General features: G+C 60.4%; 30 protein-coding genes. 14 read left to right on the top strand and 16 right to left on the bottom strand.

Features of this window, described 5'->3' with window-relative positions:
- The first annotated feature begins 60 nt into the window (after positions 1-60).
- Positions 61-1,407, top strand: a complete 1,347-nt coding sequence (locus tag P2T68_RS09995) for a 3-deoxy-7-phosphoheptulonate synthase class II (protein WP_041160874.1) — start codon at positions 61-63, stop codon at positions 1,405-1,407.
- A 209-nt stretch (positions 1,408-1,616) separates the two neighbouring features.
- Here P2T68_RS09995 and P2T68_RS09990 read toward each other — a convergent pair whose 3' ends face one another.
- The gene (locus P2T68_RS09990) at positions 1,617-2,834 is read right to left on the bottom strand and encodes a winged helix-turn-helix domain-containing protein (RefSeq protein ID WP_277379314.1); all 1,218 of its coding nucleotides are present in this window, start codon (positions 2,832-2,834) and stop codon (positions 1,617-1,619) included.
- A 45-nt stretch (positions 2,835-2,879) separates the two neighbouring features.
- Entirely contained in the window at positions 2,880-3,086 is a 207-nt protein-coding gene (locus P2T68_RS09985; RefSeq protein WP_024074228.1) for a DUF1127 domain-containing protein, read from the bottom strand.
- A 70-nt stretch (positions 3,087-3,156) separates the two neighbouring features.
- Between P2T68_RS09985 and P2T68_RS09980 the strand changes: the two genes are divergently transcribed.
- The gene (locus P2T68_RS09980) at positions 3,157-4,038 is read left to right on the top strand and encodes a LysR family transcriptional regulator (protein WP_024074227.1); all 882 of its coding nucleotides are present in this window, start codon (positions 3,157-3,159) and stop codon (positions 4,036-4,038) included.
- Here the strand turns inward: P2T68_RS09980 and P2T68_RS09975 are convergent.
- Positions 4,028-4,777, bottom strand: coding sequence for a sulfite exporter TauE/SafE family protein (locus tag P2T68_RS09975; RefSeq protein ID WP_041161125.1), 750 nt, complete (start codon positions 4,775-4,777; stop codon positions 4,028-4,030). The genes P2T68_RS09980 and P2T68_RS09975 overlap by 11 nt on opposite strands.
- A 109-nt stretch (positions 4,778-4,886) precedes the next feature.
- Between P2T68_RS09975 and P2T68_RS09970 the strand changes: the two genes are divergently transcribed.
- From P2T68_RS09970 to P2T68_RS09955, 4 genes are all read left to right on the top strand, one after another.
- Positions 4,887-5,837, top strand: a complete 951-nt coding sequence (locus tag P2T68_RS09970; protein WP_277379313.1) for a LysR family transcriptional regulator — start codon at positions 4,887-4,889, stop codon at positions 5,835-5,837.
- Positions 5,838-5,917: 80 nt separating this feature from the next.
- Positions 5,918-6,370 (top strand): MarR family transcriptional regulator, encoded by a 453-nt coding sequence (locus P2T68_RS09965; protein ID WP_277379312.1) that lies wholly within the window; start codon positions 5,918-5,920, stop codon positions 6,368-6,370.
- A 241-nt stretch (positions 6,371-6,611) separates the two neighbouring features.
- Positions 6,612-7,031: an organic hydroperoxide resistance protein gene (locus tag P2T68_RS09960; RefSeq protein WP_024074223.1), complete on the top strand. Its 420-nt coding sequence runs from the start codon at positions 6,612-6,614 to the stop codon at positions 7,029-7,031.
- Positions 7,032-7,057: 26 nt separating this feature from the next.
- Entirely contained in the window at positions 7,058-8,074 is a 1,017-nt protein-coding gene (locus P2T68_RS09955; protein WP_069075547.1) for an alpha/beta hydrolase, read from the top strand.
- 65 nt (positions 8,075-8,139) lie between these two features.
- On the opposite strand, the gene P2T68_RS09950 is transcribed toward P2T68_RS09955, so the two are convergent.
- Positions 8,140-8,712: an elongation factor P gene (locus P2T68_RS09950; protein WP_024074221.1), complete on the bottom strand. Its 573-nt coding sequence runs from the start codon at positions 8,710-8,712 to the stop codon at positions 8,140-8,142.
- Positions 8,713-8,761: 49 nt separating this feature from the next.
- Positions 8,762-9,895 carry an elongation factor P maturation arginine rhamnosyltransferase EarP gene (gene earP / locus P2T68_RS09945; RefSeq protein WP_024074220.1) on the bottom strand — a complete coding sequence of 378 codons (1,134 nt, stop codon included), beginning with the start codon at positions 9,893-9,895 and terminating at the stop codon, positions 8,762-8,764.
- A 132-nt stretch (positions 9,896-10,027) separates the two neighbouring features.
- Here earP and P2T68_RS09940 point away from each other — a divergent pair, with 132 nt between their 5' ends.
- On the top strand, positions 10,028-10,396 hold the full coding sequence (locus P2T68_RS09940; protein WP_069075549.1) for a hypothetical protein: 369 nt from the start codon (positions 10,028-10,030) through the stop codon (positions 10,394-10,396).
- Positions 10,397-10,408: 12 nt separating this feature from the next.
- Positions 10,409-10,891, top strand: coding sequence for a GreA/GreB family elongation factor (locus P2T68_RS09935; RefSeq protein ID WP_024074218.1), 483 nt, complete (start codon positions 10,409-10,411; stop codon positions 10,889-10,891).
- Positions 10,892-10,896: 5 nt separating this feature from the next.
- On the opposite strand, the gene cysB is transcribed toward P2T68_RS09935, so the two are convergent.
- From cysB to P2T68_RS09910, 5 genes are all read right to left on the bottom strand, one after another.
- Positions 10,897-11,871 carry an HTH-type transcriptional regulator CysB gene (gene cysB, locus P2T68_RS09930; protein ID WP_017849520.1) on the bottom strand — a complete coding sequence of 325 codons (975 nt, stop codon included), beginning with the start codon at positions 11,869-11,871 and terminating at the stop codon, positions 10,897-10,899.
- Between the two features lie 105 nt (positions 11,872-11,976).
- Complete coding sequence (locus tag P2T68_RS09925) at positions 11,977-12,477, bottom strand: universal stress protein (RefSeq protein WP_024074217.1); 501 nt, start codon at positions 12,475-12,477, stop codon at positions 11,977-11,979.
- Between the two features lie 70 nt (positions 12,478-12,547).
- Entirely contained in the window at positions 12,548-13,465 is a 918-nt protein-coding gene (locus P2T68_RS09920) for a 5'-nucleotidase (RefSeq protein ID WP_024074216.1), read from the bottom strand.
- A gap of 15 nt (positions 13,466-13,480) precedes the next feature.
- Positions 13,481-14,434, bottom strand: coding sequence for a putative 2-dehydropantoate 2-reductase (locus tag P2T68_RS09915; protein ID WP_277379310.1), 954 nt, complete (start codon positions 14,432-14,434; stop codon positions 13,481-13,483).
- Positions 14,431-14,817 carry a hypothetical protein gene (locus P2T68_RS09910; protein WP_024074214.1) on the bottom strand — a complete coding sequence of 129 codons (387 nt, stop codon included), beginning with the start codon at positions 14,815-14,817 and terminating at the stop codon, positions 14,431-14,433. The genes P2T68_RS09915 and P2T68_RS09910 overlap by 4 nt, the downstream gene beginning before the upstream one ends.
- Here P2T68_RS09910 and P2T68_RS09905 point away from each other — a divergent pair.
- Positions 14,816-15,250, top strand: a complete 435-nt coding sequence (locus P2T68_RS09905; RefSeq protein WP_102625165.1) for a PilZ domain-containing protein — start codon at positions 14,816-14,818, stop codon at positions 15,248-15,250. The two genes, P2T68_RS09910 and P2T68_RS09905, sit on opposite strands and share 2 nt — an antisense overlap.
- 131 nt (positions 15,251-15,381) lie before the next feature.
- Positions 15,382-16,458 (top strand): 3-deoxy-7-phosphoheptulonate synthase, encoded by a 1,077-nt coding sequence (locus tag P2T68_RS09900; protein WP_024074212.1) that lies wholly within the window; start codon positions 15,382-15,384, stop codon positions 16,456-16,458.
- Between the two features lie 79 nt (positions 16,459-16,537).
- Here P2T68_RS09900 and P2T68_RS09895 read toward each other — a convergent pair whose 3' ends face one another.
- Complete coding sequence (locus P2T68_RS09895) at positions 16,538-16,819, bottom strand: GNAT family N-acetyltransferase (protein ID WP_179179330.1); 282 nt, start codon at positions 16,817-16,819, stop codon at positions 16,538-16,540.
- Positions 16,820-17,430: 611 nt separating this feature from the next.
- Here P2T68_RS09895 and oprI point away from each other — a divergent pair.
- Positions 17,431-17,682 carry an outer membrane lipoprotei OprI gene (oprI, locus tag P2T68_RS09890; protein WP_024074210.1) on the top strand — a complete coding sequence of 84 codons (252 nt, stop codon included), beginning with the start codon at positions 17,431-17,433 and terminating at the stop codon, positions 17,680-17,682.
- 139 nt (positions 17,683-17,821) lie between these two features.
- Here oprI and P2T68_RS09885 read toward each other — a convergent pair whose 3' ends face one another.
- From P2T68_RS09885 to P2T68_RS09875, 3 genes are all read right to left on the bottom strand, one after another.
- Positions 17,822-18,790: a L,D-transpeptidase family protein gene (locus tag P2T68_RS09885; protein ID WP_024074209.1), complete on the bottom strand. Its 969-nt coding sequence runs from the start codon at positions 18,788-18,790 to the stop codon at positions 17,822-17,824.
- A gap of 86 nt (positions 18,791-18,876) precedes the next feature.
- Positions 18,877-19,170 (bottom strand): hypothetical protein, encoded by a 294-nt coding sequence (locus tag P2T68_RS09880; protein WP_016972348.1) that lies wholly within the window; start codon positions 19,168-19,170, stop codon positions 18,877-18,879.
- Positions 19,171-19,228: 58 nt separating this feature from the next.
- Positions 19,229-19,834 (bottom strand): arylesterase, encoded by a 606-nt coding sequence (locus P2T68_RS09875; protein WP_277379309.1) that lies wholly within the window; start codon positions 19,832-19,834, stop codon positions 19,229-19,231.
- 10 nt (positions 19,835-19,844) lie between these two features.
- Here P2T68_RS09875 and P2T68_RS09870 point away from each other — a divergent pair, with 10 nt between their 5' ends.
- Entirely contained in the window at positions 19,845-20,528 is a 684-nt protein-coding gene (locus P2T68_RS09870) for an ABC transporter ATP-binding protein (RefSeq protein ID WP_024074206.1), read from the top strand.
- Positions 20,528-23,038, top strand: a complete 2,511-nt coding sequence (locus tag P2T68_RS09865) for an ABC transporter permease (RefSeq protein ID WP_069075553.1) — start codon at positions 20,528-20,530, stop codon at positions 23,036-23,038. The genes P2T68_RS09870 and P2T68_RS09865 overlap by 1 nt, the downstream gene beginning before the upstream one ends.
- A gap of 45 nt (positions 23,039-23,083) precedes the next feature.
- On the opposite strand, the gene greB is transcribed toward P2T68_RS09865, so the two are convergent.
- A complete protein-coding gene (gene greB / locus P2T68_RS09860; protein WP_041161124.1) occupies positions 23,084-23,557 on the bottom strand; it encodes a transcription elongation factor GreB in 474 nt (157 codons plus the stop codon).
- A gap of 126 nt (positions 23,558-23,683) precedes the next feature.
- Positions 23,684-24,859, bottom strand: coding sequence for a hypothetical protein (locus P2T68_RS09855; RefSeq protein WP_069075554.1), 1,176 nt, complete (start codon positions 24,857-24,859; stop codon positions 23,684-23,686).
- A gap of 342 nt (positions 24,860-25,201) precedes the next feature.
- On the opposite strand from P2T68_RS09855, the gene P2T68_RS09850 reads away from it, so the two are divergent.
- Positions 25,202-26,230, top strand: a complete 1,029-nt coding sequence (locus P2T68_RS09850; protein WP_019818564.1) for an IS30 family transposase — start codon at positions 25,202-25,204, stop codon at positions 26,228-26,230.
- Positions 26,231-26,232: the final 2 nt, after the last annotated feature.

Here is a 26,232-nt window from a genome sequence, read left to right as displayed (position 1 = left end):
TCACGCACTAATTGCTGATAACATTGGCGTCCGACCGTCAATCAGCCAATCGAGTTCATGATGAGCCAACCCTGGAGCCCCGACAGCTGGCGCGCCCTGCCGATCCAGCAACAACCCCAGTACCCGGACGCTGCACACTTGCTGCAAGTGGAGCAGAACCTGGCCAGCTACCCGCCGCTGGTGTTCGCCGGGGAAGCCCGCGAGTTGCGCCGTCAGTTTGCCGAAGTGACCCAGGGTCGTGCATTCCTGCTGCAAGGCGGCGACTGCGCCGAGAGCTTCGCCGAATTCTCCGCCGCGAAAATCCGCGACACCTTCAAGGTGCTGTTGCAGATGGCGATCGTGATGACCTTCGCCGCCGGTTGCCCAGTGGTGAAAGTCGGGCGCATGGCCGGCCAGTTCGCCAAGCCGCGCTCATCCAACGATGAAACCATCGACGGCATCACCCTGCCCGCCTACCGTGGCGATATCGTCAACGGCATCGGCTTCGACGAAAAAAGCCGTGTGCCGGACCCGGACCGCCTGCTGCAGTCCTACCACCAGTCCACCGCCACCCTCAACCTGCTGCGCGCATTTGCCCAGGGCGGGTTTGCCGACCTGCACCAGGTGCACAAGTGGAACCTGGACTTTATCGCCAACTCGGCCCTGGCCGAGAAGTACAGCCAGTTGGCGGACCGTATCGACGAAACGCTCGCGTTTATGCGCGCCTGCGGCATGGACAGTTCGCCGCAATTACGCGAAACCAGCTTCTTCACCGCCCACGAAGCCCTGCTGCTCAATTACGAACAAGCCTTTGTGCGCCGTGACAGCCTGACCAACGATTACTACGACTGCTCGGCCCATATGCTGTGGATCGGCGATCGCACCCGCCAGTTGGATGGCGCCCATGTCGAGTTCCTGCGCGGGGTCAACAACCCGATCGGGGTCAAGGTCGGCCCGAGCATGAACCCGGATGACCTGATCCGCTTGATCGACATCCTCAACCCGGACAACGACCCCGGCCGCCTGAACCTGATCGCGCGCATGGGTGCCAACAAGGTCGGTGACCACCTGCCTGCGCTGCTGCGTGCGGTGCAGCGCGAAGGCAAGCAGGTGCTGTGGAGCTCCGACCCGATGCACGGCAACACCATCAAGGCCAGCAGCGGTTACAAGACCCGCGATTTCGCGCAGATCCTGGGTGAGGTGAAGGAGTTCTTCCAAGTGCATGAAGCCGAAGGCACCTATGCCGGCGGGATTCATATCGAGATGACCGGACAGAATGTCACCGAATGCATCGGCGGCGCGCGGCCGATTACCGAGGATGGCTTGTCGGATCGCTACCACACCCACTGCGACCCACGGATGAATGCCGATCAGTCGCTGGAGCTGGCGTTCCTGATTGCCGAAACACTGAAACAGGTCAAACGCTAGTCAGTTAAGCAGACACGCTGTAACTGTGGCGAGCGGGCTTGCCCCGCGTTGGGGCGCGTAGCGGCCCTAAAACCAGTCTCCCGGTTCAACAAGAAGAAATGCGGTGGCCTTATTGGGGCGGCCTCGCAGCCCAACGCGGGGCAAGCCCGCTCGCCACAATCAAACCCGCTTGCCGCAACACGCTTGTTCACCACACAAGTACCGTGCGCTTACAAGTGCAGCATGGCTATCCGCAACCGGGCGGCACTGGGCCGCTGGCAATTGAGCTGGAGGTGTTCCAGCCCCAGCCAGTCGGCCATTTGCCGCAGGTTCAGCGCCAACGCCTGCATCCCCTCCTCATCCAGCCCCGGCTCTTCCTCGTGCACCGCGTGCACGGCCAGGCGCCCATTGGCGCGTTCGGCACGCAGGTCGACTCGCGCGGCAATGCGCTCGTTGTGCAAGAACGGCAGCACGTAGTAGCCGTACACCCGCTTGTCCTGCGGGGTGTAGATCTCCAACCGATAACGGAAATCGAACAGCCGCTCGGTGCGACTACGCTCCCAGATCAGCGAATCGAACGGCGACAGCAATGCGCTGGCCGACACCTTGCGTGGCACCTTCGGCTCGGGCAGGCAATACGCCGGCTGCTTCCAACCTTGCACCTGACAGCTCAGTAATTGCCCGTCCTCCACCAGTTCAGCCAGGCGACTGCGACTGTCGGCAGGGTCCAGACGGAAGTAATCGCGCAGGTCTTTTTCAGTCCCGATGCCTAACGCGGTCGTGCTGTGCAATAACAAACCACGCTGGGCGTCGGCTTCACTCACCGAGGCTTGAAGCACCTCATCCGGAATCACCCGCTCCGGCAAATCATAGAGCCGCTCAAACCCGCGCCGGCCGGCAACAGTGACCAGGCCTGCGGCAAACAGCCATTCGAGCGCGTGCTTTTCATCACTCCAATCCCACCAGGGGCCGGCACGCTCTTCGCGGGTCGACAGGCTGCCGGCACCCAGGGCGCCCTGTTGCTCGACGATCTTCAGAACGCGCTGGATCGTGGCCTGCTGCTCACGCCCGAACCGCGCCATCTGCTGATAGATGCCCCGCCCCTGCTGCGCCCGTTGCATGCGCCAGCGCATCAGCGGGTACAACGCCATCGGCAGCAACGAAGCTTCATGCCCCCAATACTCGAACAGCGAGCGCCGTCGCCCCTGACTCCAGGCGGCCTGTTCAAGCAGCAAAGGGGAGTAAGTGCCCAAGCGAGAAAACAGTGGCAGGTAGTGGGAGCGCACCACGGCGTTCACCGAATCGATCTGCAACACACCGAGGCGCTCAATCACACGATTGAGGTGCGCGGCCCTGATCAGCGCAGGCGCCGGGCGCCCGGAAAATCCCTGGGCGGCCAGCGCCATGCGTCGAGCTTGCTTGAGGGAAAAGGACAGTTCAGCGGGCATGGACATCTCCTTGGGTGCTCGCGACCTACCCTACTGCATCCCAGGTCATTTTCGCAGCGGGTCTTCCCAGAAATGCCAGTGGCTTTCCCGCACCACGTCGGCACGACTAAGCCCGATATCCTTGAGCGCCGCGTCGCTCAACGTCGCCAACAACTGACGCTCATGACGCAGCGTCTGCCAACGCACGAGCGTCTGCAACAGCCCGAAGAGCGGCCGCTTCGCCAGCCACACAAAACCTCTTTGACCTTTCATCTTCTCGCCCTCCCGTGGGGATGACGCGAGTGTGTACCTGGCCTTATGATCAATCCAACGAATGTTTCTTATGCAATACATCTCGGAGATTGATCAATTGTCCGGCTACCCCAGCATCGACACCGAAGTGCTACGCACCTTCGTCGCCATCGCCGACCTGGGCGGTTTTACCCGTGCGGGCGAACGAGTCAACCGCACCCAGTCGGCGGTGAGCATGCAGATGAAGCGCCTGGAAGAGGATGTGTTGCAGCGCAAGTTATTCGAGCGCGACGGTCGCCAGGTACGGCTGACGCCCGAAGGCCAGGTGCTGCTGGGGTATGCGCGGCGCATCCTGAAACTGCACAGCGAAGTGTTCAACACGTTGCGCGAGCCCCATATGGTCGGGCTGGTACGGATCGGCACGCCGGATGACTACGTGATGCGTTTTCTGCCTGGCATTCTCAAACAGTTTTCCAAGGCTTACCCACTGATCCAGATCGAGATGCACTGTGAGTCCTCAACGGTGCTGATGCAGCGACAGGACTTGGCGTTGACGGTGATCAGTCGCGAGCCGGGCAACGATCTCGGTGAGCTGTTGCGCACCGAGCGCATGGTGTGGGCGGCAGCGCCGTGCTTCTGCACGGACGAACACGACGCCTTGCCACTGGCCGTTTCTGGCGACGACTGCCTTTACACCCAGTGGGCCTGCGCAGCATTGGAGACGACCGGACGGGATTATCGCCTGGCCTATCACAGCTCCAACGGGGCGGCGATCCAGGCCGTGGTCAGCGCCGGCCTCGCGGCCATGGTCAGCATGGAAAGCCTGGTCACCGACGACCTGCGTGTGCTCGGCAGCGACGACGGCTTCCCCCCCTTGCCGTCGATGAACCTGCGCTTGTTGCGTAACCCGCTGATGGCCTCGCCCATCACCGATTGCCTGGCCGATTACATCGTCGAAGGTTTCAAACTTTAAAGGTCAGCATCACCGCGCACACCACCAGGAAGCCGCAGAACAACCCCCGCAATAACCGCTCCGGCAGCGCATGGGCGACTTTCACGCCCCAACTGATGCTGAGCAGGCCACCGACCGCCAGCGGGATGCCGATCATCCAGTCGACCTCATGGTGCCAGGCATAGGTGGCCAGGGTGACGCTCGTGCTCGGCAGCGCCAGGGCCAGGGACAACCCTTGGGCGACCACCTGAGTGGTGCCAAACACACTGGTCAGCACCGGCGTGGCAACCACTGCGCCGCCCACGCCAAACAAGCCGCCCATGGACCCGGAGACGGCACCCAACACCCCGAGCCATGGCCAGGAATAACGCATCTGCGCAGTCGGCGGTGCATTACGCGTGAACATGCGCACCAGGTTGTAGGCTGACAATGCCACCAGAAAGACAATAAAACCGATACGCATCGCGCCGGCATCCAGGCCCACCGCCCAGATCGAGCCCAGCCAGGCAAAGCTGAAACCCATCACACCCAGCGGCAATGCGTGGCGCAGCTCGATACGGTTACGCTGGTGATAGCGCCACAGGGCGAGCATCACGTTGGGCACCACCATCACCAGGGCAGTGCCTTGGGCAATCTGCTGATCCAGGCCGAACCATACGCCGAGCACCGGGATGGCAATCAGCCCGCCCCCGATGCCAAACAAACCGCCCATCGTGCCCAGGGCCGCGCCCAATACCAAGTACATCGCTAAATCCAACACCACTTGCCACTCCACAAATCCCAGGCCTTGCATGCTACGCAGTCGGCCCTGGCGCGGATACGCATAGCGACGCACAATGGCTGTGCCAATTTCGCACAAGCATTTGCCCATGAACCCCAATACCCTCACCGACCAACTGAGCCTGTTCCTCGATGTATTGGAGTCGGGTAGCTTCTCCGCGGCCGCACGCCGCCATCCACTGACGCCCTCGGCGGTGGCCAGGCGCATCGACAGCCTGGAAAGTTCGGTGGGCAGCCGCTTGTTCCAGCGCAGCACCCATGCGGTGGTGCCGACACCGGCCGGCCTGGCCTTTGCCGAGCGGGCGCGGCGGATTGTCAGCGAGTTGCAACTGGCGCGAGCCGAAGCCGTCTCCCTGAGCCACGCGCCGGAAGGATTGATTCGCGTGGACGCCCCGGCGGCTTTCGGGCGACGGCATCTGGCACCGGTGATTGCAGACTTCCTGAATGTGTATCCGGGACTGGATGTGCACCTGCATTTGATCGACAGTTTTGTCGATATGCAGGGCGCGCATTTGGGCAAGGTCGACCTGATATTGCGCGCCGGGCATATCGTCGATACCCGGCTGATTGCCACGCCGCTTGCCAGTATCGTGCGCATCGCCTGTGCCAGCCCGGCCTACCTGAAAAGCCGCGGCACGCCGACTCATCCGCGGGAACTGAGCGAACACGACGGCCTGGACTGGGATGGCCTGGCGCCGATGTTTGCCTGGCGCTTCGAACTGGACGGGCGCCGCGCCACCTATCGCCCGCAACGTATCCGCATGAGCGCCAACAACGCTGAAGCCCTGCTGTCAGGGGCCCTCGCCGGGTTGGGTATCGCCCACCTGCCGACCTGGCTGGCCAGTGAATACCTGGTGCGTGGCGAATTGTTGCCACTGTTTTGTGAAAACGGCCTGCCCAGCCCGGAAACCACCGGGATCTATGCGCTGCGCCTGGAGCAACAGCCGAATGCACGCAGCCGGTTGTTGCTGGAATACCTGAAATCCCGTTTCAGCCCCGTGCCGCCCTGGGATCTGGCATTGCAAAGCGGACTGGCCTGACCGCTCGGCCAGAATTATCTGGCGCATTAAAGATTTGCCCGCTAGATTCCAGGCCATTGACGCTTTTTCGAGGCCCCGCCATGAGCAAAAATCCCACCCCTTGCGAATCCCTGCTGCTGGACAACCAGTTGTGTTTCGCCCTGCACTCCACGTCATTGCTGATGACCAAGGTCTACAAGCCACTGCTGCAAGCGCTTGGCCTGACCTACCCGCAGTACCTGGCAATGATGGTGTTGTGGGAAGAAGATGGCTTGACCGTCGGCGAAATCAGCAGCCGCCTGCTGACTGATCCAGGATCGCTGACGCCCCTGCTCAAGCGCCTGGAAGCCGAGGGCCTGCTCAGCCGCACTCGTAGCCGCGAAGATGAACGCGTGGTCGTGGTGGAACTGACCGAGGCCGGGCGTACCTTGCAGGAAAAGGCCATGGGGGTCCCACAGTGCATCCTCGGTGCCAGCGGCTTGGAGCTGGAGCAGCTGCGCAAGTTGCAGGCGGATTTGATTGCGTTGCGAGGCAACCTGCAGAACGCGATCTAAACACAACAGCAAAACACTCAACATGTGGGAGGGCGCTTGCTCCCGATGGTGGTGGGTCAGTCAACCAATCTATTGACTGACCCACCACCATCGGGAGCAAGCGCCCTCCCATATTGCTTTGTAGCGCCCCACAAAAATATTTGTAAATTTATCTTGCGCACAAAACATTAGCGCTATACATTCGCTTCACCAACTACTTAGCGCGCAAACATTTAGCGCTGAAAACCAAGAGGACCACACCATGCAAACTCTCTACACCGCAGTAGCCACTTCCACTGGCGGCCGTGACGGTCGTGCTGTTTCCAGCGACAACATCCTCGACGTCAAACTCTCCACACCTAAAGAACTGGGCGGTGCCGGTGGCCAGGCCACCAACCCTGAGCAACTGTTCGCCGCCGGCTACTCGGCCTGCTTTATCGGCGCCCTGAAATTCGTCGCCAGCCAGACCAAACGCAAGATCCCGGATGACGCCTCGATCACGGCTCATGTCGGTATCGGCCAGATCCCCGGCGGTTTCGGCCTGGACATCGACCTGCACATCAGCCTGCCCGGCCTGGCTCAGGACGATGCGCAAAGCCTGGTCGACGCGGCTCACCAGGTTTGCCCTTACTCCAACGCCACCCGTGGCAACGTCGATGTGCGCCTGCACGTAACCGTCTAACCCTGCTGCGACACCTGGAGAAGAACATGAACAGATTTGGCAAAGCGCTTACTGGCACCCTGCTCGCCCTGTCCATCACCCACGCGTTCGCGGCGACGGATGATGTCGAGCACAACACCCAGGCATTCCTCGATGTCTTGAACGCCGGCACCGGCAAGCCGATGGAGCAACTGACGCCCAAGGACGCCCGTGCCGTGCTGACGGGAGCTCAGGCGGGTGTGAAGTTGACCTTGCCCAAGGCGGACGTCAGCCAGAAGACCATCCAGGTCGATGGCCAGCCGCTGGGCCTGACCATCGTGCGGCCAGCCGGGGTCAAGGGCACATTGCCGGTGTTCATGTTCTTCCACGGCGGCGGCTGGGTATTGGGCGATTACCCGACTCACGAGCGCCTGGTGCGCGATCTGGTGGTGGGTTCGGGAGCCGTGGCGGTCTTCGTCAACTACACGCCTTCACCGGAAGCTCACTACCCGGTGGCGATCAACCAGGCCTATGGCGCAACCAAATGGGTCGCCGAGCACGGCAAGGACATCAACGTCGACGGCAAACGCCTGGCGGTCGCGGGCAATAGCGTCGGCGGCAATATGGCAGCCGTCGTCAGCCTGATGGCCAAGGACAAGGGCACACCCGCGATCAAGTTCCAGTTGCTGCTGTGGCCGGTGACCGATGCCAACTTCGAGACAGCGTCCTACAACCAGTACGCCGAAGGGCACTTCCTCACCAGGAACATGATGAAATGGTTCTGGGACAACTACACCACCGACGCCAAGCAGCGGGCCGAGATCTATGCCTCGCCGTTGCGGGCGACCACCGATCAGCTCAAGGGCTTGCCGCCCGCGCTGATTCAGACGGCCGGTGCCGACGTGCTGCGGGACGAGGGCGAAGCCTATGCGCGCAAGCTGGACCAGGCCGGCGTCCCGGTGACCGCCGTGCGCTATAACGGCATGATCCACGACTACGGCTTGCTCAATGTGGTCAGCCAAGTGCCAGCGGTGCGTTCGGCCTTGCTGCAGGCATCGCAGGAGCTGAAGCAACACCTGAAGTAAAAAGCAGCGCCCACGAAAAAGCCCGACTCAAGGTCGGGCTTTTTTTCGTATCAGCGGGGCCAGAATTACTTCTTGGCGCGGCCTTTGTACGAACCACCTTCGCGGGTGTCGATTTCGATCAGGTCGTCGATTTCGATGAAATCGGCAACTTGCAGCTCGGTACCGTTAGCCAGCTTGGCAGGCTTCATCACCTTGCCCGAAGTGTCGCCGCGAGCGGAACCTTCGGTGTAGGCAACCTTACGCACGATGGTGGTCGGCAGCTCTACGGAAACCAGGCGCTCTTCGAAGAAAATAGCTTCGCAGACGTCGGTCATGCCTTCTTCAATGAACGGCAGAACGGCTTCGATGTCTTCAGCGTTCAGCTCGTACATGGTGTAGTCAGTGGTGTCCATGAACGTGTAGGCGTCGCCGCTGATGAACGACAGGGTCGCTTCTTTACGGTCGAGGATCACGTCGTCCAGCTTGTCATCGGCGCTGTAAACGGTTTCGGTCTTGTAACCGGTCAGCAGGTTCTTCAGCTTGGTCTTCATGATCGCGCTGTTACGGCCCGACTTGGTGAACTCAGCTTTCTGAACCAACCAAGGATCGTTGTCGATACGGATCACCATACCGGGTTTCAGTTCTTTACCAGTTTTCATTGCAGATATCCGAAATTTGGATGGGGTTTACAAAAATCAAGGTCGCGTATCATATCCAACTTTCATAAAACTGTACCAGCGCCGTCGCAAGATCGGCCTGCAAGCCTTGTTCCAGACACCACGTTTCGGCGTGTGCGCTCACTTCCGGCCAGTGTTCCAGCAGTCTTTTCCACGGCTGCGCCATATCGCCGTCCGTATTCCAGGCCTGCCAAAGCGCAACCAACGCCGCCCTGGCGGCCGGCGATAATGCAGCGGTGTACAACTGCAGGAAGGCGTCGAGCTTGTCCAGGTGGATGTCTTCGTCCTGGCGATAGATGTGCCACAGCAAAGGACGCCCGGCCCACTGGGCGCGCACGAAGGAGTCTTCGCCACGTACGGCATTGAACTCGCAGCACCACAGCAGGCGGTCATATTGCTCCTGGCGCACGAAGGGCAGCACCTGCACGGTCAGGGCTTGGCGCTGGTGGACGTCCCCCGCCTCCAACCCATCGACCCCGAGCCAACGCTGCACATCACCGAGGATGCGGCCTTCCGGAACCAACAGATGAGTGGCACGCCCATCCGTCGAAAGAACGTCAAGCCAGCTGGCGAGGCCGGCATTTTCGTAGGCGAACAGTGACATCAGCCGCGTACCGGTTGCAGGAAGTACGCCCAAGGAGCGCAGGAATTGTTGCTGCGCAGCGGCATCCTGTTGAAACGCCTGGCGCTGTTGCAGCAAACCGGCCTCGCGCAACAGACCACCGGTACCCGGCCGAAAACCGGGGAAAAAGAAGTACTTCTGTACCCCTTTGAACTTCACCGAAGGCAGGCGATGGCAACCCACCACCCAGTCCTCGGCACTGAGGTAGTCGAGGTTCATCCATAACGGCGGACGCGCGCGCGCGGCCATGGCTTCCATGTAGTCAGGGGGCAATTGGCAGGCAAAAGCGGCGATCACCACATCGGCGGACGGCGTGGCAGCCCAATCCGCCGGCCAATGATGCACGTCAACGCCCTCTTGCCATTGCTGCCCCGACTGCACGTCAATCTCAGGGCACAGGCGCTCGAACGCCCGCAAGTCATCGACCCACAAACGCACATCACAACCGTGCTCTACCACCAGTTGCCGGGCCAGGCGCCAGGTCACGCCGATGTCGCCATAGTTGTCGACGACGCTGCAAAAAATATCCCAGCGGGCTTTCATTCCGGGCTCCAACGCTCAAAGGCTCGATTGTCCGCATAAATGCCCTGATGCAGAAGGCTTGATCGCGATTATTCTGCACAGTGGCTGTGCGACAATCGCCGCCACGCCACAAATGCCTGCCAGGAGGCCGCCATGTCTGATCGCCCATTGTCGTTGCTCAAGCTGTGTGTCGCCATCGCCCTCGGCGTGTGGCTGGGGTTCATCGCCATTGCGTTGACCACTTGGCTGGCGTCGCGCTACCTGTTCCCGCAAAGCCTGGCCCCCGTAGCCCAGGCCGTTCAGCAACTCGGCAAACCGGCCCCTGCTGCACCGGAACCACCCAACCGTATGTTCGAGCAGTATCAAGACAACCTTCGCAAGCAGGAACAACAGCAGACCCTGGACCAGGCGCGCAACAATGCGCGCAACCTGTCCAACCCAAAATGCCAGTTCTGGTTGCAACAGGACCAGAACGCGCCGAATGAAAAGAGCAAGGCCAATGTCCTGCAATTTTGCGAATGATCAAGCACAGCCATGAATAAACACGCCGTCCTCCAGTTGATTCTGGAAAAACTCACCGTCGACCTCGATATTGCACAGCGCGCCGCGCAGACCGCCTACGAAACCGCGACCCACGAAGAAAATATCGCCGAAAACAAATACGACACCCTCGGACTGGAGGCATCTTACCTGGCGGCCGGACAGGCCAAACGCGTCGAGGAAATCAAGCAGTCGCTGGCGCTGTGCCAGAACCTGCCACTGCGTGCGTACGATGATCAACGTGGCATAGAAGTCGGCACGCTACTGGGCCTGGAGGACGAGAATGGCCGCCAGCAGTGGCTGTTCCTGGCACCGGATGCGGCGGGCTTGAAGGTGGATGTGGTGGGGCAACCGGTGACCGTCATCACCCCGCGCTCCCCGCTGGGCAAAAGCCTGCTGGGCAAGTTCGAAGGTGATGAGGTGGAGATTCTGGTGGCAGGCGCCCGGCAACACTTTACGGTTACCGAGGCCAGATAAACCACTTAATGGACGGGCAATTCTACGCCGTCGAACAGCTCTTCCAGTTCCTGCTTGTTGTGGCACTGGATCGCCTTGGCCATGACTTCGCGGGTCAGGTGCGGAGCGAACTTCTCGATGAAGTCGCACATGAAGCCACGCAGGAAAGTACCGCGACGGAAACCGATCTTGGTCACGCTGGACTCGAACAACTCGCTGGCGTCGAGCACGACCAGGTCTTTATCGAGCTGCGTGTCGACCGCCATCTTGGCGACAATCCCCACGCCCAGGCCCAGGCGAACATAGGTTTTGATCACGTCGGCATCGGCCGCGGTGAACACCACTTTCGGCGTGAGACCGCGATGGCTGAAGGCTTCGTCGAGCTTGGAACGGCCGGTAAAACCGAACACGTAAGTCACGATCGGGTATTCCGCCAGGGCTTCCAGGGTCAGCTTCGGCAGCTTGGCCAACGGGTGACCTTGGGGCACGACAACGCAGCGGTTCCAGCGGTAGCACGGCATCATCACCAAGTCGCCAAACAACTCCAGGGCCTCGGTGGCAATGGCAAAGTCGACGGTGCCGTCAGCCGCCATTTCGGCGATCTGCATCGGCGAACCCTGGTGCATGTGCAGGGCCACGTCCGGGTACTGCTTGATGAAATCGCGGATCACCGGCGGCAATGCATAACGCGCCTGGGTATGGGTGGTGGCGATCGACAGGGTCCCCTTCTTCTCGTTGGAGAACTCCTGGGCGATCTGCTTGATGCTCTCGACTTTGCGCAGGATCTCGCCAGCGGTGGTAATGATGCGCTCACCGGCTGGAGTGACACGGGTCAGGTGCTTGCCGCTGCGTGCGAACACTTCGACGCCCAACTCGTCTTCGAGCAGGCGGATCTGCTTGCTGATACCGGGTTGCGAGGTGTAAAGGCTTTGAGCGGTAGCGGAAACGTTGAGGTCGTGGTGCGCCACTTCCCAGATGTAGCGCAGTTGTTGAAGCTTCATATGTGTCCCTCAAAGCAGATAGACGCCACGGGTATCAGCGACGGTATATAACTATATTAAAGGTTCGACAGATAAATCTAGAACTTTTTATCCTTCATTGACCGATCACATGTCATCACTGCGCCGACGCTGCAACAGCGGTACCAGATAGACCGGTACCTGGGACAACTGGAGCACTCGCGCAGCGGTTCGCCCCAAGGGTGTTGCCACCCCGACGGTTTGGGTATGACTACCTACGATCAGCAAATCCACGGAGAGTTTCTGTGACTGACCAAGGATCACTTCGCAAGGGTCCCCCTGGATCACTCGTACCGAACGGATCAACTTCAGGTCCAGCGCACCTTCCCCCAACTCTTCGCGAAAACTCTCCAGCACACGCTGCTCGATCGTCGCCATCACCGTGGTCAGCCCCTGGCTCTGCCATTCGTTCAGGGCTTTCTCATCAAGGTAGCTCTGCAACACCGATTCGGCGAACAAGCCGATGGGCTCGACCACATGGATCACATACAGGTCGGCCTTGAACGTTCGCGCCAGCGCCAGTGCATGTTGCATCACATAAGGCGCATACAGACCAAGGTCCGTGGCGTACAGCATCGAACGAATCATAGAACCTCCTGGACTGCCAGGATGGCGGGGATTGAATGAGCTTAGCAGCGCCTCGGCGAGTTCGACTGACTTAGCTCTCGGCCTGAATCTTCACCTCATTACTGATGCCATGGGGCACATGCCCGGTGGCCACCACCTCTCTGGCTTTCTCACAATGACCGGCCTGGTCATCGAAAAACACATCGGCGGCGAAGGCCTCCAGAAACGCGGATTTTTCCAACCCGCCAAGAAACAACGATTCGTCCAGGCGGATATCCCATTCGCGCAAGGTACGAATCACGCGCTCGTGGGACGGTGCTGAACGGGCTGTGACCAAGGCCGTGCGAATCGGGCACGCCTCGTCGGGAAACTCACGCTGTAACAGGTTGAGTGCGGCGAGGAAGCCTTTGAACGGACCACCGTGCAACGGTTGGCGCGCCGACTCGCGCTCGCTGGCCTGGAATGCCGCCAAGCCACCGCTTTGGTAGACACGTTCGGACTCATCGGAAAACAGCACCGCATCCCCGTCAAACGCGATCCGCAATTCCTCGCTCGACGCCCGGCGTGCACCGCCCGACAAAATCGTCGCAGCGGCAAACCCGGCGTCAAGGGCACTGCGCACATCTTCAGCATGGGTGGAAAGAAACAGATGGCAACCAAATGCCGCCAAATAAGGATAAGGACTACGCCCTCCTACGAAGGCTGCGCGGGAAATATCCAGATCGTAATACTGGATCGAATTGAACACGCGCAACCCAGTGTCGGCACTGTTGCGCGACACCAGCACCACCTCGACCCGGGCGCGGCCCAGGCTGGCATTGAGGCTCAGCAGCTTCTTGACCAGCGGGAAGGCGTCACCGGGCTCCAGGATTTCTTCCTCATGTTCGATCTGGTATTTGCGGTAGGTCTCGACCCCTTCGGCCAGGTAGACCTTATGGCTCTCGCTCAGGTCGAACAGCGCCCGCGATGAAATCGCCAGCACCAGTTTGTCGCCCAGTCCATTCGCCATGTGCTTTCCTCCGAATCAGCGGTTATGCCGATCAATAAAACTCAAAGCCTGGTACAGCGCCTGCATCCGCGGCAATTCGCAACCGGCGGCCTTGGCGGCGGCCAGTGGCCGGGCGTAGATGGCGGCCAGCTCCAACGGGCGTTTGTGCACGTGGTCGTGGTACATGCTCGGCAGGTAGTCGTCCATGGTCTCGGTCATGGTGAACATCTGCTCGGCATAGCTGGCCGGGATTTGATGGCCGCAGGCATGGGCGCCCTGCACCACTTCGGCCATCAGCGCCTGGATCAGTTCCCGGCTGGATTCGTCCGCCATCATGGCCGTGGTTCCCGCGCCCAACAGCACGGAGAGACCGTTGTAGGGCACGTTCCACACCAGTTTATGCCAGCGCGCCAGGTGCACGTTGGCCATGGCCTGAGACTCAATGCCCGCCTGATGAAACAACGCGGCGCCCTCTTCGACAATCGCTTTCTGACGGGCTTCATCGTTGGCTGCAGTACCGCTGTGGTACCCCAGGTTGACCCGGCCCAGGGCCTGATGCTCGACGACGCCGGGCCCGGAGCGATGCACGCCGATATAGCACAGGCCGCCGAGCAGATGCAGCGACGACGGCAAGTGCTCGCGCAGGCTGTCTTCGACGTCGAGGCCGTTTTGCAGCAACACGACCTTGGCGTCCGGCGCCGCGATCTGAGCAAGGGTGGGGGCCAACTCCGGGTTACCGGTGGATTTGGTGCCCACCAGCAGCCAATCGCACGGCGGCATGTCAGCGGCGCGGGCATAGGCCTGCATCGGGTGCAGGTGCAAGCGGCCATGCACCGTACTGTTGAGGTGCAGGCCACGTTCGCTGACCGCCGCATATTCGCTGCGCAGCAGGAAGTGCACGTCGAACCCGGCGCGCGCCAGCATCAGGCCATAGAAACCACCGATGGCACCTGTGCCGATAATACCGATGCGGGGCGACTGTACGGTCATGGCAAATCCTCTGGAGTACGGGTAAGTGCTTGATTAATGGCGTCGGCAAGCTCGGCAGCCACGATCGGTGTGTGTATTTGCCCAAGGAATTGACCCTCGCACACCACGAACAGCGCCGGCAAATGAAAGATCTCGTAGCGTTCCACCGCACCGCCGTTGTGCCCGGCATCGACCCAGCACACCCGGTCCACGGGCAAACGCCAGCCCGGCACCTGCTGGCGTGCCCAGCGGCAACTGGAACACCCCTCGCTGACGAACACGACGAGCGAAATGCCTGGCAAAGCCAGCAATTGCTGGTCAATATCCAGGTCGGTCAATACCTGTTCCTTCACTATACTGCTGCCACCGCCGTCAACTGAACGGTGCTCGGAGTCCGTGTACATGGGTCGTTTTTTACCTCACCCTGATGATGTCGCTGCCCTGTTGATCCAACGTCCCGCTCCCCCCCTTCCCCGCCAACGCCTGCACACTATCGGCCTGAGTGGCATCGCCTGCAATTGCCCGCGCGCCTGGCGCCAGGGTACCGCGATCGAGTTTCGCATTCCCTCACTGGGCACCAGCGCCCGTTATCCGGGCTATGTGGCGTGGTGTCGCAAGGCTGGCAGTGGCTATCGCGTGGGGGTTGCCTTTACCGATGAACATGCCTTGTTCGGTGCAAGAATGGGCGAGCAAGTGTGCCAGATCGAACGCTACTGCCGCCTGCACGTAGACACAGAGCCGACGCCCCAGCAGGTCGAGGCACTGGCCCGCGAATGGGTTTCGCGCCATGCCGGCGAGTTCTCCCATGAGGCGCTCGTGCAGCCAGCACTGGATTAAAGCCGGCTTTGCCCATTGTCGCGGGCCCGTGTTACGCGCTAAGGTTCCTCCCCCCTGCATTCAAATCATGCTGTGCTCCGCCGCACGGGGATGGCTGGCGGCCGGCACCCGTGACCCTGACGAGTAACACGATGGCTGATTTACCGATCAATGACCTTAACGTCGAATCCAACGAGACGCTGATCACACCTGATCAGCTCAAGCGCGAAATCCCCTTGAGCGACGCTGCCCTGCAGACCGTCACCAAGGGTCGCGAAGTCATCCGTGACATTCTCGACGGCACTGACCACCGCCTCTTCGTCGTCATCGGGCCTTGCTCGATCCACGACCTCAAGGCTGCCCACGAATACGCCGAGCGCCTCAAGGTGCTGGCGGCGGAAGTGTCCGACACCTTGTACCTGGTGATGCGCGTGTATTTCGAGAAGCCGCGTACCACCGTCGGCTGGAAAGGCTTGATCAACGACCCGTACCTGGACGACTCGTTCAAGATCCAGGACGGTCTGCATATCGGTCGCAAGTTGCTGCTGGACCTGGCCGAAATGGGCCTGCCCACTGCCACCGAAGCCCTCGACCCGATCTCCCCGCAGTACCTGCAGGACCTGATCAGTTGGTCGGCCATCGGCGCGCGCACCACTGAATCCCAGACCCACCGCGAAATGGCGTCCGGCCTGTCCTCAGCCGTGGGCTTCAAGAACGGCACCGACGGCGGCCTGACCGTAGCGATCAACGCGCTGCAATCGGTTTCCAGCCCTCACCGGTTCCTGGGGATCAACCAGGAAGGCGGCGTCTCCATCGTCACCACCAAGGGCAACGCCTACGGTCACGTGGTGCTGCGCGGTGGCAACGGCAAGCCCAACTATGATTCGGTCAGCGTTGCGCTGTGCGAACAGGCGCTGGCCAAGGCCAAGATCAAGCCGAACATCATGGTCGATTGCAGCCACGCCAACTCCAACAAGGACCCGGCCCTGCAACCGTTGGTGATGGAAAACGTTGCCAACCAGATCCTCGAGGGCAACCAGTCGATCATTGGCCTGATGGTCGAGAGCCACCTGAATTGGGGTTGCCAGGCGATTCCAAAGGACCTCGCCGACCTGCAGTACGGCGTGTCGATCACCGATGCCTGCATCGACTGGACTGCCACCGAGAACACCCTGCGCAGCATGCATGCCAAGCTCAAGGACGTATTGCCCAAGCGCAAACGCAACTGAGACCGCACCTGTATCTGAATTGGGCGCACACAAAAACGCCGGGCCATGGCCCGGCGTTTTTCATGGTGCTGTCACTGCCTTACAGTTTAGCGGAGTGGCGCTGATGCCGCTCCATGTAGCGTTCGACATAGGAGCACGACGGGATCACCGTATAACCGGCTTCTTCGGCGAACTTCAGCGCCTCCTCGGTCAACGCGGCCGCAATGCCACGGCCTCGCAGTGCGTTGGGCACGAAGGTCCGATAGATATCCAGGGTCTGCTTCCCGAGGTCCATGTAGGTCAGGTAGGCACGATGACCGTCCACATTGGTCTCGAACTGATGACCAGCCTGGTCATGGTGGATGGACAACGCCTCGCTCATCACTACTCCTCGCGGGTCTTGAATTTTGACCCCTACCTTACCGATGTTTTTCCGGCGAAGGAACATCTACGCCACCCCGTGCCGGTTTCGACAACGAGAAAACCCTGAGCGCTCACAACCAGCACGTAGAGAATAGTAGGCACCAATCCCGCAATTGCTCAAGGCGCGCTCGTCATCCCTGCCACTGGTGGATATAGAAAGAGCCTCGATCAACCGGTGACCGATAGCCTGAACATTGCCGGCAGTTGAACCTTGAGACGAACTGCCGCTCTTAAAGTCACCTCTACATGCGCAAAAGATGCCTGGGGCGGTAACGGTGACCGGAACGAAAGTGTCAGCTTCTTTATATAAATCTTCATCTATTTACAAGGCCTAACGCATGCGGGGCGGCGATTTCAGCCCGGCCTCAATCCTCCTGCGACTGCAAAAAATTGAACACTTTTTATACAAACTGCCAAAAGATTAGCCAAAATAGATTCGGCACAAGAATTTTTTTTGCTTCTTGCGCTACGTCAGTTTACTTACTACAAGTAATGGGTAGTATGTACGCCGGCTATTAGCTCACCCTGAGAAAGTAGCCATTTAATAGAAAGTCCTTGAAGGGGAACACGATGAACAACGTTCTGAAATTCTCTGCTCTGGCTCTGGCCGCAGTTCTGGCTACCGGTTGCAGCAGCGTCTCCAAAGAAACCGAAGCTCGTCTGACTGCAACTGAAGACGCAGCAGCTCGCTCCCAGGCTCGTGCAGACGAAGCCTACCGTAAAGCTGATGAAGCTCTGGCTGCTGCTCAAAAAGCACAACAGACTGCTGACGAAGCTAACGAGCGCGCTCTGCGCATGCTTGAAAAAGCAAGCAAGAAGTAATAATCCTTCGGGGTTGTTATCAAGCCGATCCATTTTTGGATCGGCTTTTTTATTGCCTGAATTTCACGCTCCCGGCGGGAACAGGCAATAAAAATCCCGCCCCGGCGCAAGGCCGAAGCGGGATTTGGGTCAAGCAGGCTTACTGCTGCAGGTCGATCGGCGTGCTCGACACCATCGGCGCTGCGCTCGGCACACCGATCTCAGTCGGCAGGCCATCTTCGGCAGCCACCACATCACGCACCTGATCCCAGTTCACCCGCAGGTGATTGGCCAGGTCTTCACGCTTGAGCAGGGCGTTGATCACCGCTGTATGCTTGTCGACCACCGAAGGGGTGCCGTCGTCGTTCAGGGGCGTATGCGCTTCCAGGTACACCTTGCCACCGCGGCTGCCGAACTTGTAGGCATCGTTGATGATGCGCACCGACGTGCCCACCGGCACCATGCTGGCCATCTCCAGCACGTTGTTGTTGAACATGCGGAAGCAGCCATGGCTGGTACGCGTACCGATACCGAACTTCTTGTTCGAACCGTGGATCAGGTAACCCGGCGTGCCCAACGTGAACTTGAACGGCCCCAGGGGGTTGTCCGGGCCGGCGGGCACAACATTCGGCAGCGGGTCGCCCTCGGCGGCATGCTCAGCCTTGATCGAGGCGGGCGGGGTCCAGGTCGGGTTCGGCGTCTTGGCGATAATGCTGGTATGGGCGACCGGCGAGCCCCAGCCTTCACGACCAATCCCCAGCGGGAAGGTGTAGACGACGTTCTGGCCCTTCGGATAGTAGTAGAGACGGTATTCGGCGAGGTTGATCACAATACCTTCGCGAGGGCCTGGCGGCAGGATGAACTGCGTCGGCAGCACGATCTCGGTGCCCGCGCCGGGCAACCAGGCATCGACGCCCGGGTTGGCGGCGACCATCTCCGAGTACCCGAGGTCGTAGGTGGTACCCAGGTCGGCAAAGGTGTCTTCGTATTTGGCCTTGATCACTTGGACCTGGCCGACGATGTCTTCACCGGGTGGTGGCAAGGGCAACTGCAAGGCGGCGGCAGAGCCAGACGCACACAGGGCAGCAAGAGACAGGCAGCAGGTGACGACGGAAAGGCGCGACAACATCCGGTAAATCCTTCGCAGAACGACGGGTAGGTAAAAATCGATTGTATACGTGAAGCGGGCGGCTAGCTGCAAGCTTGTCGCGGCCCCTACAGCTCGAAACGCAGCTCCGGCCAGATTGGCGGCGTGCCGCGCTTCTGGGATTCGAGGATCGCCCGGCACAGAGGGCACAGCCGCTGGTCCTGGAAGATCGAGCGATCCACCGACGACCAGCGTGGCTGCGCAGGCAATAACGTGCCGCAGAGCGTGCGGTCGATCGAGCCCCCCAACTCCAGTTGACGCGCGACCAGATGCACCCGGACTTCCTGGCAGGCGAACAGATCCAGCTGCTCGTCCGGCTCGATCAGTTGGTAGTTAAACAAGGACCAGGCAGGACGCGACATCGAGGGCTCCAAATCGGGGGGGCGCCACCTTAGCCGAAAGCCTGCCGGTAGAAAAGCGTCATAGCAGCGGTTTTAGCGTCGGCCATATATTTTCCAGCAACTTGCCCTGGGCGCCGACCGCCGGGTGCAGTTGATCGGCCTGCATCAACTCGGGATGGCCGCCGACCCCGTCGAGAAAAAACGGCACCAACGGGACGCTCTTCTCCTTGGCCAGCGCACCGTAGACTTCGGCGAACGCCTGGGTGTATCTCGGGCCGTAGTTGGGTGGCAACTGCATGCCCAACAGCAGCACCTTGGCGCCCTTGGACTTGGACTGGTCGATCATCGATGCAAGATTTTGTTTCAATTGTGCGGGAGGCTGCCCACGCAAGCCGTCATTGCCTCCCAGTTCGATGATCACAACGTCCGGCTGATGCGCTGCAAGCGCCGCCGGCAGCCGCGCCAGGCCTCCGGCACTGGTATCGCCACTGATGGAGGCGTTGACCACTTTGTCGTCGAAACCTTCGTGCTTGAGCCGTTGTTCCAGCAAGGCTACCCACCCTTTGCTGGTATCCAGTCCGAAACCGGCACTGATACTATCGCCAACGATCAGGACTGTACCCGCCGCTGCGTTCTGGGCCATGCACATCAAGGCCAGGCCAGCACTCAAAAACCACATTCGCATCGGATTCTCCATGGGCGCAAGCATTCTCACCGCGCGAAACCTTAGCAAAGTGGTTCCCAGCGCGGAAGGTGAACTGACTATCCTGCACGAACTGAGCCTGGAACTGAACCAGGGCGATAGCCTGGCTATCGTCGGCGCCTCGGGTTCCGGCAAATCCACCCTCCTCGGCCTATTGGCCGGGCTCGACCTGCCCAGCAGCGGCGAAGTCACCCTTGCCGGCCAAGCCCTGAGCAGCCTCGACGAAGACCAGCGCGCGCGCATCCGCGCCGAGCACGTGGGTTTCGTCTTCCAATCCTTCCAGTTGCTCGACAGCCTCAACGCCCTGGAAAACGTCATGCTGCCTTTGGAACTCGATGGCCGCAAAGACGCTCGCGAGCGCGCCAAGCACTTGCTCGAACGCGTCGGCCTGGGCCAACGCCTGACCCACTCGCCGCGCCAGCTGTCCGGGGGCGAGCAACAACGTGTGGCCATCGCCCGCGCGTTCGCCGCCGAACCGGACGTGTTGTTTGCCGATGAACCCACCGGCAACCTCGACAGCCATACCGGCGAGCGAATCAGCGACCTGCTGTTCGAGCTCAATAAAGAGAACGGCACGACCCTGGTGCTCGTCACCCATGATGAGCGTCTGGCCCATCGTTGCCGACGCCTGATCCGCCTTGAAGCCGGCCTGATGGTCGCGCCCCTGGAGCCTTGATGGCACGTTTGCCGCTGTTGCGCCTGTTCAGTCTTGCCATGCGCCAATTACTGCGCGATGCCCGCGCCGGCGAATTGCGCGTATTGTTCTTCGCCTTGCTGGTGGCCGTGGCGGCCAGTACCGCCATCGGTTACTTCGGTGCGCGCCTCAACGGCGCCATGATGTTGCGGGCCACCGAGTTTCTTGGCGCCGACCTGGTACTTGAAGGCAGCTCGCCCGCACGCCCGGAGCAGATCCGCTCCGGCACCGAACTGGGCCTCGATCACGCGCGCGTCGTGGAGTTCTCCAGCGTCATCGCCGCCGACAGCGGCATCCAACTCTCCAGCATCAAGGCGGTCAACGAGCAGTACCCGCTGCGCGGCGAGCTGAAGAGCGCAGCCGCTCCCTTTGGGGATGAAACCCCAGGCGGCGGCCCGAAACCTGGTGAAGCCTGGGTGGAAGCGCGGTTGCTGACGGCACTGGGCCTCAAGGTTGGCGACAGCATCGATGTCGGCATGAAGACCCTACGCCTGGCCCGCATACTGACCTACGAACCGGATCGCGCCGGCAATTTCTACAGCCTCACACCGAGGGTGATGATCAACCTGGCGGACCTGGACGCTACTGGCGTGGTGCAACCCGGCAGCCGTGTCAGCTACCGCGAACTGTGGCGTGGGCCGCAAGGCAGCACGGCGTTGCAAACCTATCGTGACCTGGTCAAGCCAGGGCTCGCCGCCAACCAGCGCCTGCAGGATTCGCGGGACGGCAACCAGCAGATCGGCGGCGCCCTGGGCAAGGCCGAACGCTACCTGAACATGGCCAGCCTGGTGGCCGTGCTGCTGGCGGGGGTCGCCGTAGCGCTATCGGCCAACCGTTTTGCCAGCCGACGTTTCGATGCCAGCGCGTTGTTGCGTTGTCTCGGTTTGTCACGCCGCGAAACCATGCTGCTGTTCAGCCTGCAACTGAGCGTACTGGGACTGCTGGCCAGCCTGACCGGCGCCGTGCTCGGCTGGCTGGCGCAGTTCGGCCTGTTCTATTTCCTCCACGACCTGCTCCCCGCAGACGTACCACCGGGCGGGCTGTTACCGGCGGTTGCCGGGATCGGCACCGGGCTGGTTGCCCTCGCCGGCTTCGCCCTGCCACCACTGGCGGCGCTGGGCCGTGTACCGCCGCTGCGCGTGCTGCGGCGCGACCTGCTGCCTATTCCTTCCAGCACCTGGATGGTCTATGGCGCGGCGCTGTTCGCCCTGGGCCTGATCATGTGGCGCCTGAGCCTTGACCTGGTGCTGACCTTCGCCTTGCTGGGCGGGGGCGTGGTCGCCGCGCTGATCCTCGGCGGCCTGCTCCTGCTGCTGTTGCAAAGCCTGCGCCGCCTGTTGGCCCGCGCGTCCCTGCCCTGGCGCCTGGGCCTGGGCCAGTTGCTGCGACACCCATTGGCGGCGGCCGGCCAGTCCCTGGCGTTCGGCCTGATCCTCTTGTCCATGGGCTTGATCGCCCTGCTGCGCGGCGAGTTGCTCGACACCTGGCAAAACCAGTTGCCCAAGGACGCCCCCAACTACTTCGCGCTGAACATCCTGCCCGCCGACAAGGAAGCCTTTGGTGCACGCCTGCTGGACCTGCAGGCACAATCGGCGCCGCTGTATCCGGTGGTGCCAGGCCGACTGATCAGCATCAATGGCGAGCCGGTACAGGAAATTGTCAGCAAGGACTCCAGCGGCGATCGTGCCGTGCAACGTGACCTGAGCCTGACGTGGGCTGCCGACCTTCCACCGGGCAACACCCTCACCGCCGGCGCCTGGTGGGCACAACAAGCGCCCGATGATATCCCCGGGGTCTCGGTAGAAGCCAAGGTCGCACAAAGCTTGAAGCTCAAGCTTGATGACCACCTGGTGTTCAGTGTCGGCGGTGAAAATCGTGAAGCGCGGGTCACCAGCCTGCGCACCATCAATTGGGATAACTTCCAGCCCAATTTCTTCATGATTTTCCAGCCGGGCACCTTGAAGGACTTGCCAGCCACCTACCTGACCAGCTTCTACCTGGCCCCCGGCCACGACCAGCAGATCGTCGACCTGTCACGCGCCTTTCCGGCCGTGACGATCCTGCAGGTCGAAGCCCTGCTGGAACAACTGCGCAGCATCCTCGCCCAAGTGACCCTGGCGGTGGAATATGTGCTGCTGTTTGTCCTGGCCGCGGGGATGGCGGTGCTGTTCTCCGGCTTGCAGGCGACCTTGGATGAGCGAATCCGTCAGGGCGCGTTATTGCGTGCGCTAGGCGCGGAACGCAAGTTGCTGGTCAAGGCACGGCGCATCGAATTCGGCTTGCTGGGTGCAGTCAGTGGCTTGCTTGCGGCACTGGGCACCGAGTTGGTGACCTGGGTGTTGTACCGTTATGCCTTCGACCTGGCCTGGCACCCGCACCCCTGGTTGTTGCTCCTGCCACTGATCGGTGCCGTGTTGATCGGTGGCGCCGGGGTCTTCGGAACGCGCCGCGCGCTGAATGCCAGCCCACTGACGGTATTACGCGAAGGCTGAAACGCCGATGGCCCGTGCTCTTCACAGAGCACGGGCCATCCTTGCCTACTTCACATACTCGATACCGGTAATCCACCAGCACACTTCGCCACTCGGGGTCTGTACGATGGCCTCATCATCGACTTGCTTGCGCAACAACGCGCGAGCCATGGGCGAATCGATGGAAATGTAATCCATCCGCTCATAAATCTCGTCATAGCCGACAATACGAAAACGCTTGGTCTCACCCTGCTCGTTTTCAATATCGACCCAGGCACCAAAAAAGACTCGCCCTTCCTGCTCGGGCATGTACTCGACCACGCGCATGTCTTCCAGGCGTTTGCGCAAGTAGCGCACCCGCCGATCGATCTCACGCAGCAGCTTCTTGTTGTACTGGTAGTCCGCGTTTTCGCTGCGGTCTCCCAAGGAAGCGGCCCAGGTCACTTTGCGTGTGGTATCCGGCCGCTTTTCTCGCCACAGGTAATCCAGCTCTTTCTTCAGCGCCTCATGACCTTCTTTGGTAATCAGCTTGGTACTCAAACGCGTGCATCCCCAGGCAATGTCCATTGATTCCAATACGCCGCAGCATCAAGGCCAGGCGTCAGCGAACAGAGAGTGATGATAAATGAACGCGACAAAGTTGCCAGGCCGACGGTCACTATCAGGTCAAACCGAGATCGCCCAAAAATCGTCGCTGGGTTGAGCCAGCTCAGTCTTGGCGAGACAGTCCAGGGTCTGATCCAGTTCGGTCAGCATTGCGTGCAGGTTTTGTCGCAGGCCAGACAGTTGCGCAATCGTAACCGACACCTTCTCCGCCCGCAGGTGAACCAACGACTCCTGGCTTTTGATCTCGGAGACACGCTTTTCAAGGGCATGAGCACGCTCATCAAGTTGGCGCTGCTCATGCTGCTGCGCGCTCGAATCATTCGCCAACTGGGCTTCACGGCTGTCCAGCGCCTGGGCCTGCAACTGCAGGGTGGCTTCTTTTTCCAATGTTCGGTTAACCAGTTCCTGACGTTTCTGCTCCAGATCCGCCTGGTCCTGTTGCAACCGGACGCGCCATTGCTCAAGTGCCTCCTCTTGCTTGAGAACAACCTGTTTCTGTTGCGTCAAATCCTGGGCAACGCGTGCAAGGTTCGTCAGGGTGCTGTCCACCTCAAACAACGAATTGTGTTCCGGCTGGGCGCCCAACGTCGGTCGCGCACCAAGCACCGGAGGAACAGGCGCCAGCTCAGTTGATGCAGGGACTACGGGAGGCTCCGGCTGGGGTTCCGGCTGAGGCTCCGCCAGTTGTTCAAGCAGGGGCGGCTGGGCCGAGTCAGGCTGGCTCGCCACCTTGGGCGGCGAGACCATCTGCGAAGAAAAACGAATGGACGGCACAATCAAAGTGGCACTTTCGATGGCCGGTGATGCAGGAGCAGAAGTGCCCAGGGTGATCACCTTCATCACCAACGCTTTCTTGATAATTACGGAATGATGATCCTCTGGCCTGGCAGGGGGCAACTTGCAGCCTTTCAAATCGACAAAGTGATAGGGAATCTGGGTTTCAGTAGCGTTGCCGGATCTGGCACCTGACGCTGCCAGGGTCAATATTTGTTTAAATACCCGCATTGCAACTTGCAGGTCTTCCTGAGCGTCGACGCCGCCCAGAAAATACCGCTCAAGTTTCTTACGCAATGCGGCGACGTATACCCGCGAGTTCCCAGGCTCCGTTTCTTCATCGAGACTATAGACAAGAAAGTTCGAGGCAATTTGAGGAACAGCGAAACCACAGAGCAGTGCACCGTTGACCGGAGCATCCTCACCGGAGCGTTCAAGAACAAGGGTACGTAAAAGCATCATGGTTGTCGGGCCTCATGACGATAAGCAAGTCTTATTTAAACATCAGATAAACATCTGACCATTAATACGCATTAGTCACCGAACGATTGTTTCAGCGCACTCTAATCCTGAACGTAGGACTTGTCTTATTAACGTAATTCAGCATTTCCAATCTCAGACATTAAAAGTACCATTTTTAAATCCGAGCCCCTGCCCCTCTCAACCAAGGCGCTTTCCTCTTCATATACACCCCGAACAATCAGCAGAAAAACATAATGATCGAGATAAGCAGCCTGACCAAATACCAGGGCGGCCGCGAAAACTGAGTGCAACACCTGACCTTTCCGGTACGGTGCTGCCCCTATGTCCTATTCCGAACTCAGCGTCGAAGAGCGCGCCATCATTCAACTCAGTCAAGCTCAAGGCTTCAGCCTGCGCGGCATTGCTCGCCTGATTGACAGGTCGCCCTCGACCATCAGCCGAGAGCTGAAGCGCAATCGAGGCAGTAGTGGTGCTTACTCGGCCCGCTGCGCCCAGCAACAGATGAACATTCGGCGCCAGGTTTGTCGCCCCAAGCGCAAGCTTGTGCCGGGCAGCGAGCGCTTCGAACTGGTGGCCCACATGCTGCGTAAGCGTTTGTCTCCCGAGCAGATTGCCGGCAAGCTGCGCAGCATGACCATACCCAACCTCAGAGATGCCTACGTCTGTCGTGAGACGATCTATAACGCGATCTATGCCTTGCCGGTCGGCGAGTTGCGCAAGGAGCTGATCGTCTGCCTGCGCCAAGGCAAGACGACGCGCCGGCCGCGCTCTGGTGGCGTGGATCGGCGCGGCCAGATCCCTGAGATGGTCAGCATTCATGTTCGCCCGCCAGAGATCGAAGACCGGCTGATGCCGGGGCATTGGGAGGGCGACCTGATCAAGGGTAAGGCCAACGCCTCGTCGGTAGGCACGTTGGTGGAGCGCACCAGTGGCTACCTGATGCTGATGAAGATGAACGACGCAACGGCGACCTCGGCGATGGAGGGCTTCAGTGCAGCGCTCAACAGCATGCCGCTGGCGATGCGCAAGAGCATGACCTACGACCAGGGCCGGGAGATGGCGCGGCATGCTGAAATCACCCAGCAGACAGGGGTCGCTATTTACTTCTGCGACCCGCACAGCCCCTGGCAGCGCGGTAGCAACGAAAACATCAACGGCCTGATCCGCCAGTACCTGCCCAAGGGGACTGACTTGTCGGTACACAGTCAAGAGCAATTGAATGCCATCGCCTTGGAGCTGAATATGCGCCCCCGTAAACGCTTCGATTTCAAGTGCCCGATCGAAGTCATGGGCGAGGTGATGCAGGAAGCCATGGCTATGCGGCATCATGCTCCAGCTTCAAATCAATAACC

The sequence above is a fragment of the Pseudomonas sp. G11 genome (assembly GCF_029457515.1).
GTDB classification, from domain to species: domain Bacteria; phylum Pseudomonadota; class Gammaproteobacteria; order Pseudomonadales; family Pseudomonadaceae; genus Aquipseudomonas; species Aquipseudomonas gorinensis.
The sequence above is the reverse complement of the archived record's forward strand: the minus strand, read 5'-3'. Positions and strand labels throughout refer to the sequence as shown.